13 protein-coding genes are annotated in these 12,478 nt (G+C 70.2%); 4 read left to right on the forward strand and 9 right to left on the reverse strand.

What is annotated here, in order from left to right; all coding sequences use genetic code 11:
- Positions 1-9: 9 nt before the first annotated feature.
- The 5 genes from D458_RS0120225 to D458_RS0120245 all read right to left on the reverse strand — a co-directional run bounded on the left by D458_RS0120225 (position 10) and on the right by D458_RS0120245 (position 4,307).
- Positions 10-672 carry a TetR/AcrR family transcriptional regulator gene (locus tag D458_RS0120225; protein ID WP_017588556.1) on the reverse strand — a complete coding sequence of 221 codons (663 nt, stop codon included), beginning with the start codon at positions 670-672 and terminating at the stop codon, positions 10-12.
- A gap of 286 nt (positions 673-958) precedes the next feature.
- Positions 959-2,077 carry a ScyD/ScyE family protein gene (locus tag D458_RS0120230; protein WP_017588557.1) on the reverse strand — a complete coding sequence of 373 codons (1,119 nt, stop codon included), beginning with the start codon at positions 2,075-2,077 and terminating at the stop codon, positions 959-961.
- A gap of 79 nt (positions 2,078-2,156) precedes the next feature.
- Positions 2,157-2,912, reverse strand: coding sequence for an SDR family NAD(P)-dependent oxidoreductase (locus tag D458_RS0120235; RefSeq protein WP_017588558.1), 756 nt, complete (start codon positions 2,910-2,912; stop codon positions 2,157-2,159).
- 103 nt (positions 2,913-3,015) lie between these two features.
- Positions 3,016-3,522 (reverse strand): SRPBCC domain-containing protein, encoded by a 507-nt coding sequence (locus D458_RS0120240; RefSeq protein WP_017588559.1) that lies wholly within the window; start codon positions 3,520-3,522, stop codon positions 3,016-3,018.
- 131 nt (positions 3,523-3,653) lie between these two features.
- Positions 3,654-4,307: a winged helix-turn-helix transcriptional regulator gene (locus tag D458_RS0120245; protein WP_017588560.1), complete on the reverse strand. Its 654-nt coding sequence runs from the start codon at positions 4,305-4,307 to the stop codon at positions 3,654-3,656.
- Between the two features lie 106 nt (positions 4,308-4,413).
- Between D458_RS0120245 and D458_RS0120250 the strand changes: the two genes are divergently transcribed.
- Together D458_RS0120250 and D458_RS0120255 are read left to right on the forward strand one after the other, a co-directional pair.
- A complete protein-coding gene (locus D458_RS0120250) occupies positions 4,414-4,821 on the forward strand; it encodes a DUF1428 family protein (protein WP_017588561.1) in 408 nt (135 codons plus the stop codon).
- Between the two features lie 28 nt (positions 4,822-4,849).
- Positions 4,850-6,103 carry an MFS transporter gene (locus D458_RS0120255; protein ID WP_017588562.1) on the forward strand — a complete coding sequence of 418 codons (1,254 nt, stop codon included), beginning with the start codon at positions 4,850-4,852 and terminating at the stop codon, positions 6,101-6,103.
- 59 nt (positions 6,104-6,162) lie between these two features.
- On the opposite strand, the gene D458_RS0120260 is transcribed toward D458_RS0120255, so the two are convergent.
- Positions 6,163-6,930 carry a class I SAM-dependent DNA methyltransferase gene (locus D458_RS0120260; protein ID WP_026119513.1) on the reverse strand — a complete coding sequence of 256 codons (768 nt, stop codon included), beginning with the start codon at positions 6,928-6,930 and terminating at the stop codon, positions 6,163-6,165.
- 94 nt (positions 6,931-7,024) lie between these two features.
- Positions 7,025-8,215 carry a hypothetical protein gene (locus D458_RS0120265; RefSeq protein WP_017588564.1) on the reverse strand — a complete coding sequence of 397 codons (1,191 nt, stop codon included), beginning with the start codon at positions 8,213-8,215 and terminating at the stop codon, positions 7,025-7,027.
- A gap of 461 nt (positions 8,216-8,676) precedes the next feature.
- On the opposite strand from D458_RS0120265, the gene D458_RS0120270 reads away from it, so the two are divergent.
- Positions 8,677-9,459, forward strand: a complete 783-nt coding sequence (locus tag D458_RS0120270) for a DUF3159 domain-containing protein (protein ID WP_017588565.1) — start codon at positions 8,677-8,679, stop codon at positions 9,457-9,459.
- 32 nt (positions 9,460-9,491) lie between these two features.
- Here the strand turns inward: D458_RS0120270 and D458_RS0120275 are convergent, their stop codons facing one another.
- Both D458_RS0120275 and D458_RS0120280 read right to left on the reverse strand, forming a co-directional pair.
- Complete coding sequence (locus D458_RS0120275) at positions 9,492-10,193, reverse strand: potassium channel family protein (RefSeq protein ID WP_017588566.1); 702 nt, start codon at positions 10,191-10,193, stop codon at positions 9,492-9,494.
- Positions 10,186-10,872, reverse strand: a complete 687-nt coding sequence (locus D458_RS0120280; RefSeq protein WP_026119514.1) for a potassium channel family protein — start codon at positions 10,870-10,872, stop codon at positions 10,186-10,188. Before D458_RS0120280 ends, D458_RS0120275 begins: the two co-directional genes overlap by 8 nt.
- Positions 10,873-11,101: 229 nt before the next feature.
- Here D458_RS0120280 and D458_RS0120285 point away from each other — a divergent pair, with 229 nt between their 5' ends.
- Positions 11,102-12,430 carry a class I SAM-dependent RNA methyltransferase gene (locus D458_RS0120285; protein WP_017588568.1) on the forward strand — a complete coding sequence of 443 codons (1,329 nt, stop codon included), beginning with the start codon at positions 11,102-11,104 and terminating at the stop codon, positions 12,428-12,430.
- Positions 12,431-12,478 lie beyond the last annotated feature (48 nt).

Consider the following 12,478-nt stretch of genomic DNA (forward strand, 5'->3'; position numbering starts at 1 on the left):
CCGGAGGGTTCAGGCCCCCACGGCCCCCCGGGGCGGGACCCGCCCGGCGGACCGGGTCACGGAGGCCCGGGCCGCGTCCGGCGCGTCGCCGCAGCCGATCATCAGGGACACGAGCTGGTCCTCGAAGCACCGGTCCGCGTCGTAGGGCGGGATCAGGTAGCGCCCCAGCTCCAGGGTGGTGAAACCGTGGAGCGCGCACCACAGGCGGTGGGCGACCAGCTCGGGGTCGGCCGTGTGGAAGCGTCCGGCGGCCACACACCGGGCCACACAGGCGCTCACGTTGCGCAGCGTGTAGCGGCCGTGCTGCCTGTCCTCCTCGGAGACGCGGAACCCGGCCAGTGAGCACCCGCCGAACATCACCGAGTACAGGTGTTCGTTGCCCAGGGCGTTCTCCCGGAAGGCCCGCCCCAGGAGGGCCAGATCGGCGACCGGGTCATCCGTGGCGGCCACGCGGGTCAGGTGTTCCTGGAGTCGGAGGAAACCCTCGGCGACCATGGCGTGGACCAGCTCGCCGATACCGCCGAAGTAGGTGTAGACGGCCATGGTGGAGCAGCCCGCCTCCCGGGCGATCCGCCGTGTGGACAGGCCGGGGGGACCTTCGGCCGCCAACAGCCGGGCAGCGGTGTCGATCAGTACGGCGCGTGACCGCGGGTCGGGCTTTCGAGGGCTCATGGCATCCAGGGCTCGTAATGGAATGCGCTTTCACGCATTTATCGGCTGGTCAGCCTCGGGGCGGCCGAAACGGAGAATGCCGCGGTCCGGCCGGAAACAGTTCGAGGACGATACTCGCAAAAAACCGGCATATTCTCCCCGCTTCCGCCCCGGCATTACGGCCGTGCCCGAAAAAGAATCCGGAACGAGGAGAACGGAGTCGTTCTGCTCGAAGGAAGTCGGCGGACGAGGGCGCCGGAAGGGTTCCGCGGGCCCGAAGGGGGCGGGCGTCCGCGGAACCCGTTTCTCAGGCGTCGGTGCTGACGCGTACGAGCTGTCCCGGGCCTTCGGCGACCAGGTCCCAGGACCGGGTGGTGACGTAGAAGTCCCCCTCGGGGGTGATCTCGACACCGCCCGGGTGCTCCAAGCCCTCCGAGGCCAGGACCACGTGGGAGCCGTCCGGCTCCACCCGCACGAGGCGGCCCGTGGGGTCGGGTGACTCCAGGCCCTGAGCCGCCATCTCCAGGACCACGAGACGCCCCTCGTGGTCGAAGGTGATGTCGTTCACCGCGGTGAACCCCTCGGCGTACAGTTCGAGGTCCCCGTCGAGGGTCAGCCGCCAGACCCGGGCGGTCCCGGTCTCCTCCTCGGCGCTGAACTCGCTCACGTAGTAGGCGCCGTCGGGGCCCTCCACGACCGCACTCGGTACGGCCTCGACCGTACCGCCGTCCACTTCGTGGTCGGGGATGAGGGCGAGCAGTTCCACGCGGCCGCGCGGGGACACGTGCAGGACGGAGTTGCCTCCCGCGTCGGCGACGACGGTCCCCGAGGGGCCGACGGCCAGACCGTAGGGGTTGGAGTTGAGCTCCACGACATGGGGGTCGTGCTCCTCCTCGAACGCGGCGAGGTCGCCGTAGGGGAAGACCCTGGTGCTCGGGCCGACCTTGGCCACCTGGCCCAGCGGCAGGACGCGGTCACCGATGCCGTCACGGGTGGACAGGCTCCCGGCCAGGCCGAACGCCACGTGGATCCGGCCCCGGTACACGTCCACGCCGTGCGGTCCTATGACCGTGACCTCGTTGTCCACCGAGGGCAGGCCCTCCACGACACGGGTCGAGGCCCCCGTGGCCGGTGTGTGGGAGAAGATCGCGCCGGTGGGCCCGTAACAGGCCGGATAACCTCCCACACCGGGTGCACAGGGCCCCTCTCCGCCGGTGCCGGCCTCCGCGACCAGAAGCCGCTCGCGCAGGGGGTCCCACGTGATCTTGCGGGGGTTGTCGAGACCTTCGTGGACGACCTCGAGTGTGGCCTGGGAGCTGAGGTCGGTGACATCGGCGGCGGACACGGCCGGGCCGACGGGAAGCAGGGCGGCGGTGAGAACGGCCACCGCGGCCAGACGACTCGCGGGGTTGGGGGACCAGGGCATGGCGGGGCTCCTGCGGGGTTCGGGGCACGGGGAGGAGCGGGGCCGGAGCTCGTGCCCGGCCCCGCATCGGCGGGGAGGGTCAGCCGGTGTGGCTCTGCGCGGTGAAGCGTTCGCCGCTGACCTCGGCCGGGGGCTGGTCCAGGAGCCACTTCCAGAAGGGGAGGGTGCTCTCGGGGGCGGGCAGTGCGGACAGGTCGGCCCCGGGCTCGGCCTCGGCGTACATACGCGTGCCCATGTCGCCGGGGTCGACCGCGACGACGCCGATGCCGGCCTCGGCCAGTTCCAGCGCGAGGATGCGTCCGGCCTGGTCCATGGCGGCCTTGCTGGCGCCGTAGACCCCCGCGCACGGGAAGACTTCCACCGCGGCGTCACTGGAGATGTTGACGATCAGGGATCCGGCGCCGAGGCGGGGGACGGCTTCACGGATCAGAGCCAGTGGAGCGACCACGTTGGTCTCCAGGACCCGTTGGTAGACGCCGGCGTCCGCCTCGATCAGCGGGGCGATGGGGCTCATGCCCATGAGGGCGGCATTGTTCACGACCAGGCCGAAGCCGGGAAGGGAGTCCGCCTCCACCACCAGACGGGCGCGGTGGTCGGGGTCGAGGACGTCTCCGGGCAGTGCCACGACCCGGCCCGGCCCCTCGGCGTTGAGTTTGTCCGCCAGGGCGGTGAGTTCGTCGGTGGAACGGGAGGTCGCCACCACGGTCCAGCCCCGCGCGCACAGGAACGCGGTGAGCGTGGCGCCCAGCCCGCGTCCCGCGCCGGTCACGAGAGCGGTTCGCCTCGTTCCGCCGGTGGGTGGTGTCGCCGAACGGTCGGTCACGTTGTCGTGCATGCTCGCTTGCTCCTCGCCGATAGGGGGTCGGGGGTCGGGAATCGCGTGCGGATGACGTGCGTGCCGGCCCCCGGGGCGGGCTGGGCGGCGCGTCGGGTACCGGTCAGTCCTGGATGGTCCGCAGGTAGTCGGGCATCAGCTCCGAGAAGCGCGCGTCGGACTCGACCAGGGGCGGGGCCCCGGTGAGGTGCGCTTCGAGCGAGTCGGTGTACATGTGCCAACCCGCGGCGTATTCGACCGGGACGACCGGCGGGACCATCCCGTCGTGCCTCAGGGTGAGCTCGGTGCACCCGTCCTCGGTGGCGGCCAGGTCCAGGGTGACCCTGGTCTCGGGCTCACCCGTGTAGGTCCAGGCCAGTTCCATGTGGCGCGGCGGTTCCCAGGAGAGCACCTCACAGGTGATGGTGTCGCCGTGCTGTCCCCGACCCTCCAGGACGAAACGGTTTCCGTCGCCCGGTTCGCCCCTCACAGCGGGCCCGAACCACAGTTCGAGCAGGTCGATCCGTGTCCAAGCGGCCCACACCTGTTCCTGGTCGGCGGGTAGCCGCCGCACCAGGACCATCGACTTCTGATCGCGGGCGAGGGTCGAGTAGAGCGTCGAAGCGGTCATCGCTTACCTCCGGTTGGTCCCGGTCCGGGATCAGGTGGTGCCGTGAGAGGCTATTAGCGAGATCACTATAATCATCAATATCAAGAGTGATCAACACTCCGTGTGGAGAAGTGTTCCGTCCCCGGCCTCGATCAGGACAGGCCGAGCATGCGGCTGCACCGCTGAACGGCCTCCGCCGACCCCTCCACGCGCATGTCGCCGGTGGCCAGGGCCTCGAACGGGGTCAGGATCCTGGTCCCGACGCGGACGAAGGTCTCCGCTGAGCTGTGGATCGTCAGATCCGGCGGCGTGACCGGGCCGCGCACGAACTCCGCCTTCCCTCCGCCCACGCGGACGCCGAACACCTCGTCGTCGATACGGAACTCGTACTGCTCGCTGACCTGCGGTACGAGCTCCGGGATGGCCATGGCCTGGATCGCGAGGAACCCCCAGCCGGCCCGTACGGCACCCGCGCCCACTTCTCTCTTGCTGAGTTGGCCCAACCCCCACCGGGCCAGGGCCAGCACGGGCTCGCGCAGGCCGAGCCCCTCCTCGGTGAGCTCGTAGACCTTCCCCCGCGCGTCCCCGGGTGCGGGGGAAGCGCTGACCAAGCCGTTCTCCGCCATCGATCGCAGGCGTGTGGACAGCAGGTTCGGGGCCAGGCCCGGGAGGTCGTGCAGGAGCTCGTTGAACCTGGCCGGCCCGATGAGGAGCTGGCGCACGATGAGCAGGGTCCAGCGCTCGCCCACGATGTCCAGGCCGGCCGCCAGCCCGCAGAACTGGCCGTAGTCTCGTTTGTTCGTCACGACGGTTCCACATTGCTTTGCCGTGTGTTCATGTGTTGCAGGATACTACCTATTCTTATAGCGTCATTCTCTGGTGGCACACCGACTCCAGGGCTAAGGCGGTCCCATGTACATCATCTGGTTCCTGCACCGCGTTCCCTCTGGGAAGGGGTCCGACTTCACCGACCTCGTCCGCGAGGCGATCGAGGTCTTCGTACGACACGGGGCGATCGGCGGGAGCGTGTTCGAGGTCGCCGACCCCCAGGCCAAGTATGGCTGCGGGGCGATACCGGACGCGGTCGAGGTCCGACCCGACGAGTCGCTCTACGTCGAGCTCAACTACTTCCATGACCGCGCCGACTTCGACAGGGTCATGCCCCTGGTGGACGCCGACCCCGAGCTGGAACGGCTCTACGGCCAACTGGTGGCCATGACCGACATCGGACGGATCGTCCGGGGCGAGTTCGCGAGTCTCTACCACGTGATGAACTCCGGCGAGTTCCGGGACTACCTCACAGCGTCCCGGTCCGCGTGAGCCCCCAGGTACTCCAAGGAGCCCGAACATGCAGAACAGTCGTCAACGCCCTCACCGGCCGCCTTCCAGCACACGTGCCCTGACCCTGGTCTCCGGGGGGCAGTTCCTGGCCTTCGGGCTCGCCATCGGTGTCATGACCGTCATGTGGGCGGAAGTGATCATCGCCCTGAACGTGGGCGAAGGCGTGTTCGGCACGCTGCACCTGCTGTTCCCCGTCGTCGCGTTGGTGACGCTCCTCGGTACGAAGTACCTGTACCGCCGCTACGGCAACCGCGACCTGGCGGTCTGGGGACAGACGGCGATGATCGGCATGCTCGTGGTCCTGGCATGGAGCGACACCACGTTCGGCCTGCTCGTGGCCTTCGCGCTGGCCGGTGCGGCCAGCGCACTGATCGACACCTCCACCAACAGCGTCTTCATGGACCTGGGGAACAGCACCGGCCGAGACGTCATGAACGTGATGTACGCGGTCAACAGCGGTGGGACCGTCATCAGTGCCCTGGGCTGCGGAGTCCTGATCAGCCTGGGCATGGACTACCGCTGGGTACTGCTGGTCAGCGCCGCGGTGATGCTGCCGTTCCTCATCGCCACCTTCCTGGTCCGCTACCCCGCGCCGCCCGAGTCGGACGAGGGCGACGCGGACGTGGAGGCGCCCGACCTCGGCGTGCGCTCCCTGATGGCCAACAGCCGCCTGTTCCGGGTGGTCTTCGCGCTGACCGCCCTCGGCATCGCCGTGGAGAGCGTCGTCCAGGTGTGGGTGGTGATCTACGTCGACCAGTTGATGAACGTCCCGATCGTGGTCGGCGCCGCCGCGTTCTCGATGTTCAGCTTCACCATGCTCGTCGGCCGCCTGGGCAACGCCTGGCTGCTGGCCAGGGCGGGCGTGCGTGTGTCCTTCGTGCTGTCCGGGGCAGGCATGGCGGTCGCCGGAGCCGTGCTCATGCTGGGTGCCGGAGTATGGGCCTCGGTCCTGGCCTTCACCCTGGCCGGGCTGGCCAACGCCGGAATGCAGCCGACCGGGATCAGCGCCGCCTCGCGCATCGCGCCGATGCACACCGGAGCGATCGCCGGGGCCGTCATGCTGCCCGCCTACGGGGCCTTCATCCTCTCGCCCACCGTCTACGGATGGCTGGCCGAATGGACCTCCCTGGACCTGGCCATGGTCCTGGTCCTCGTCTGCGGTGTGCTCACCGTCGTGCTGGCCTTCGACCGCTCTGTCGCCGAGGTCGACCGCGAACTGCGTTCCCTCGCCGACAAGGAGAAGGCCGCCGACACCCGTTGAGCGGTGGAACCCGCCCGCTCGCGGTCGTGCCGGGCACCTTCCCGGCACGACCGCCCCCCTCACCGGGGACGCCGCACGGTCCAGGTCTCCCGCAGCGTGTGGTCACCGGGCGCCGCGGTTCCGTAGTCGTCGCACACGAGGACGGTCTCCAACCCCGCGCCCGTGACCGCCTCCTGCAGCTCGCGGGTGGAGAACCACCGCTGCCGGTGCGTCTCGTCCGTGCGGGTGTAGCGGCCGTCCTCCTCCCGGGTGAACACGGTGACCAGGTAGTCGAAACGCGGGGTGCCCCCGATCGGGCGCGTGTCCCACAGGTAGGCGAAGTCCCCGAAGTCCGCGCACGTGCGGCCGACCGTCGCCATCTGCTGGAAGGACCTGCGGGTGCCCAGGTCGAACACGAACACCCCGCCGGGTCGGAGGAGACCGCGTACCTGGGCGAGAACCGCCTCCAGCTGCCCGGGGGACGCGAAGTAGTTGACCCCGTCGTAGCAGCAGGTGACCGCGTCGAAGGGGCCCGTCCCGGCGATCAGGGGCGAGGGCAGCGCGGCCAGGTGCAAGCGCGTGCCGGCGGCCGCGCGGCGGCGCGCGTGCGCGAGCATCTGCGCCGAGGCGTCCACCCCGGTCACCTCGTATCCGCGTTCCTGGAGCATCGTCAGCATCATCCCGGTTCCGCAGCACAGGTCCAGCACACTCCTGACAGGAACGCAGGCCTCTTCGAAGCGGTCCGTCACGTGTGTCGCCCAGCTTTGGTAGGGAACGCGGTCAGCGGCCATCCACCGGTCGTAGACCGCCGCGAGTCCGCTGTAGGGCGCCTCGGTGGTCACTGTCATCGGTGTTTCCTCTCCAGGCCTGTGCGGCCTCGCTCTCGGTACGCGAAAGATCCGCGCCGGGCTGGGCGCCCGGCGCGGATCGGCTTCACTGCGGTCAGGCCTGTGCCTCGGCGTCGGTCAGGACGTCGATGCTGCCGTCGGGGCGGCCGTGGCACTTCTCGGAGTTGAGGGTCATCTGGCGACCCGCGCCGGTGTAGTCGCCGGCCTTCCCGCGGAAGGTCCCGTAGAGCCGCGCGTTGGTGCGCTCGCCCGCGACGGGGTCGGTGGGGTTGGCCAGCTGGATGTGCCCCGCCCGGACCTCGCCCGCCTCCAGGACGGCCTCCAGGTTCACGGCGGCCCATCCGAAGTAACGGCCCCGCACGCTCTTCACGAAGGGTGCCTCGGCGGCGCGCAGGCGGTCCGCCCGGACACCGGTGCCTCCGATGTCGAACTCACCCTGCTTCGCCAGGCTGGTCATCGCGATCCGGTTCAGGGCGATGGGCACGTTCACCGGCTCCCCCTCCTCGACGATCCCGCTGGGGAAGTAGGGCCGCAGGGTCTCGGAGAGGTAGGTGTGCTCCAGGTGGTTGCCCGCGTAGGAGACGGAGGTACCGCGGAAGGGATAGATTTCCAGGTACGGGGACCCGTCCTCGTGGAAGCCCGCGATGCGCTTCTCGATGGTCAGGTCGGTTCGGATGGTGTTGACGTTGGTCGAGGCCAGGACCCGGCCCATCAGCGAGTCGAACCACTGCGGGGAGACCACCGCGCGCACGGGGCCGTCGGGCTGGTCCACGATGACGTTGCCGCTGAGGATCAGGGGGACGGTCTGGTCGAAGTGGCCGGACTCCTCGACCAGGGCCGAGGTGTAGACCCGGGACTCCGCCTGCCCGGTGGCGTCCGTGAGCAGCACGCGCGCCCAGTCGGCCACCTCGGGGTCCTCGGCGTCGCGGTGGGCCTCCAGCAGCGGAACGGCTTCGGCGCCCACGGTCTTCAGGGCGAGCCACAGGGCTCCCTGCCGGGCCATGGAGTCGGTCTCCCGGCTGAGGAACCGTTCGATGACCGGCAGGGCCTGGGCCGAGCTGCGGTCGGCGAACTCCCAGAGGGCCCGCTCGCGCTCCAGGGCGGTCTCCAGACCGAAGGCCGCCTCCTCCAAGTCGCCGTTGGAACGGCTGTCGAAGGGGAGGTAGTTCTCGGCGATGGGCCGGGCGAAGTCGATGTACTCGGCGGGGTCGTTGTAACGCGCCTGGTTCGGAGGCACGTAGGAGGTGATGCCGGACTTCTCTGCGGGGGTGTGCTGGATCGACATGCTGGTCTCTCCCAGAGTCGGAGAAGCAGGACAATCACTATAAGAAAATAAATCTTCATGCCTGTCAATCGTCACCAATTGGTCACTCTCGGTGTCGGAGCGGCGAAGGGCGACGTCAGGCCGTCGTCGGGCGAACAGGCTCCCCGTGATCAGGTTCTCGAGTACGCAGTATTGAAGAAAGCGCATGCCGTCCTCGGGGTTCGAGGGTGCGCGAGCCCAGGGAAGAAAGGTATAAATTTTATAGTGAAATGGCGTGGTGGATTGAATGGCGGGCGCCGAACGGACTCGGCCGAGGGGTGGGAAGCCGCAGGCGGCAAGGCGTGACGAAATCGGGCGGCTGGGGGCGTGTGGCTGCACGCGTTCGCGCAAACACGGAGTGTGTCGGCTCCTGGCTCACATAGGGTGGTGCATCATGGTCGGCGGCTTGCGGGCCCCACAGCGAGAACCGGAGCGGGAGCGGGATGACTGAGCAGCAGGGGGCCTCCGACGAGGCGGCCCAGGCCGAGGACCGGGCGGGCACACCCGTCGTCACCGAGGGGACGGTCGAGGCGCTGGTCCGGACCAAGCTCGCCGAGGCCCTGGGCGGCAAGCGCGGCATGGTCGAGACCGCGATCCCCACCCTGGCCTTCACCATCTCCTACATCATCAGCTCCGAGCTGCGGCTGTCGATCATGCTGGGTGTGGGCGCGGCCCTGCTCCTGGGCGTGATCCGGCTCGTGCAGCGCTCCTCGGTGCAGTACGTGATCACCAGCCTCTTCGGCATCGGCCTGGCCGCGGTCTTCGCGATGCGCAGCGGCAACGCCGAGGACGCCTTCCTGCCCGGCATCATCTACAACGCGGTCTACGCGGTGGTGCTGAGCATCTCGGTCCTGGTGCGCTGGCCAGCGATCGGCCTGATGATCGGCCCGTTCATCGGCAACAAGGAGGACTTCACCTCCTGGCGGAGCAACCCCGCGGTGGTCACACTGGCCTCCCGGCTGACCTGGCTGCTGGTGCTGCCGTGTGTCATCCGGGTCCTGGTCCAGTACCCGCTCTGGCTCGCGGCCAACAACGACTGGGCCAACACCTTCGCCCTCCTGGGCCTGTCCAAGGTCGCCATGGGATGGCCGCTCCAGGTGGCCGCCTTCGCGGGCATGGTGTGGCTGCTCGCCCGCGGCCGCACCCCGCTGGAACACGGGCAGGCGCAGACCCCGGCCGAGCCCGGTGACGCGGTCGAGGCCGAGGACCCGGCCGAGGGCCGCTGACCGAACGGTTCCGGAGCGGGCCGGCCCACGACCTAGTCCTCGGGTGCGGTCCCGTCCGCCGGGTCCAGCAGCTCCTCCAGGGCTCCCAGGGCGTCGGGCTCGGCCAGGAACACCACGGTGTTGCCCACCGACAGCGTCCGCTCCGGGGCGGGCGGACGCACCCCGCCCGGACCGACCACCGCGACCAGGGCCACGCCCTCCGGCAGCGCGGCGGTCAGCTCGCTCTCACGGCCTCCCGCGAACGGGCTCGTCGCGCGCAACACCGACTCGGCGATCTCCGCTCCGGGCAGCGGGGGAAGGGTGCCCTCCTCCGCGTAGTCCTCCTCCTCGGGGACGCCGCCCTCGACCAGGTCCGCGATCAGGCGGGGCGGGGAGACCGCCAGGTCCACACCCCAGGAGTCGTTGAACAGCCACTCGTTGTCCGGGTCGTTGATCCGGGCGATCACCTGGTCCACACCGAACTCGGTCTTGGCCAGCAGGGACACGACCAGGTTCACCTTGTCGTCGCTGCTGGCCGCGATGACCACGTCGAAGTCGCCCAGCCGGGCGTCCTCCAAGGTGGCCAGCTCACAGGCGTCGGCGAGCAGCCACTCCACCTGGGGGAGGTCGTCGACACCGATCGCCCGGGTGTCCCGGTCGATCAGCAGGACGTCGTGACCGTTGCCCGCCAGCTCCGTGGCGATGGAGCGGCCCACGCTCCCGGCTCCCGCGATGGCGATCCGCATGTCACCCACGCCCCGTCTCGTCCGCGTGTCCCTCGCCCAGCCGCTCGGCCAGGTCGTCCATCTCCCGACTGTGCGCGACCACGTGCAGCACGTCGCCCTCGACGAGGGTCTCCTCGGAGCGGGCCAGGGTGATACGCCCCTGCCGGACCAGGTAGACCACACGCAGCGGGGAGTCGGCCTCCAGAGCGGCGACGCTCTCGCCCGCCCAGCGCTCCGGCAGGGTGAGTTCGTTCATGGTCAGGCTGCCCGAGGCGTCCTGCCACTCGGGTGCGGCGGCGAGCTGCTCGTCGCCGGGCGCGATCCGGCGCAGGATGGCGTCCGCGGTCCAGCGCACGGTCGCCACGGTGGGGATGCCCAGGCGCTGGTAGACCTCGGCGCGGCGGGGGTCGTAGATCCGCGCCACCACGTTCTGCACCCCGAACGCCTCGCGGGCCACCCGGGCGGCGATGATGTTGGAGTTGTCGCCGTTGCTGACCGCGGCGAAGGCGGCCGCCCGGTCGATACCGGCGCTGAGCAGGACCTCGCGGTCGTGTCCCGCGCCGCGTACGGCGTTCTTGGCCACGGTTGCACGGAGCCGACGGAACGCCTCGGGGTCCTGGTCGATCACCGCCACCGTGTGTCCCAGGTCCACCAGTGTGTGCGCCAGCGTGGAACCCACACGGCCACACCCCATGATCACGATGTGCACCTCGTCCGCACTCCCGTCGAGATAGCCGGCCGCCACGGGGGCACGGAGTCCTCTCACGTGCCCCGACAGCTCCACCTTGGCACAGATCGGTCCGCCCTGTGCGGCCGCCCCGGCCCCACCGTGTCCGGACCAGCACGTGTGGTGTCGGACGGCCGGTAGATTGGTACTGGTTGGTGGCTGTGCGCGCAGGGTCACCCGGAACACGACCCGACCAGCGAAGGACGCAGCCATGACCCGTGTGGGTAACGAGATCGAACTGACCGTGGACGACGTCGCCCACGGAGGATGGTGCGTGGGGCGCCTGGACGACCAGGTCGTCTTCGTCCGCCACGCACTGCCCGGAGAGCGGGTCCGGGTCCGCGTCACCGAGCAGACCACCCGCTTCCTGCGCGGCGAGGCCGTCGAGATCCTCACCGCCTCCCCGGACCGGGTCGAGGCGCCCTGCGTGTTCTCCGGCCCCGGCATGTGCGGCGGCTGCGACTGGCAGCACGCCACCCTGGAGTCCCAGCGCCGGATGAAGGCCCAGGTCGTCACCGACCAGCTGAGCCGGATCGCCGGCATCGACCGCGAGGTGCTCGTCGAGGAGCTGCCCGGCACCCCCGACGGGCTGGGCTGGCGCACCCGGGTGCGGTTCGCCGTGGACGAGGACGGCAACGCCGGCCTGCGCCGCCACCGCTCCCACGACATCGAGCCGGTCGACAAGTGCCTGATCGCCCACCCCGGCGTCACCGAGCTCGGCGTGACCGAGGTCAAGTGGGAGGGCGTCAGGGACGTCGAGGCCGTCGCCTCCACCACCCGCGCCGACCGCGCGATCGTGGTCACCCCCACCACCGCCAAGCTGGGCGAGCTGCCCGAACTCAAGGCCTCCAGCGCCGTGCTGCGCCGCTTCAAGGGCGGCCGGGTGCAGTCGGTGCGCGGCCGCAAGGGCGTGCGCGAGGACGTGGCCGGGCGCGAGTACCGGGTCGGTGCCGGCGGGTTCTGGCAGGTCCACCCGGCCGCGGGTGAGACCCTGAGCGCCGCCGTCATCGAGGGTCTGGAGCCCAAGCCGGGCGAGACCGCCCTGGACCTGTACTGCGGTGCGGGCCTGTTCACCGGCGCGCTCGCCGAGGCCGTGGGCGCCGAGGGCCGCGTGATGGGCGTGGAGAACGGCGAGCACGCCGTCCGTGACGCCCAGTACAACCTGAAGGACCTGCCGCAGGTGCGCGTCGAGCGCGCCGACGTGGCCAAGCAGATGCGTGAGTGGGCCGACGTGCGCGCCGACGTCGTGACGCTCGACCCGCCGCGCGCCGGTGCCGGTGTCGAGGTCGTCCGCAAGGTGGCGGGCATGATGCCGCGCCGGATCGCCTACGTCTCGTGTGACCCGGCTACCCTGGCCCGCGACCTCGCCGAGTTCGGCCGCTCCGGTTACCGCCTGGTGGGAATGCGCGCCTTCGACGCCTTCCCGATGACCCACCACGTCGAGATGGTCGCGGTCCTGGAGCCGGTCAAGCTGGCCCGCCGCCACCGCGAGGCGGCCGAGGTCGAGGCCGCTGAGGCCGAGCAGACGCAGGACGTCTAGAGACGAGAGCCGGGGGCCCGGGAACCGTGTGCGGTTCCCGGGCCCCCG

Source organism: Nocardiopsis ganjiahuensis DSM 45031 (assembly GCF_000341085.1).
Classification (GTDB): domain Bacteria; phylum Actinomycetota; class Actinomycetes; order Streptosporangiales; family Streptosporangiaceae; genus Nocardiopsis; species Nocardiopsis ganjiahuensis.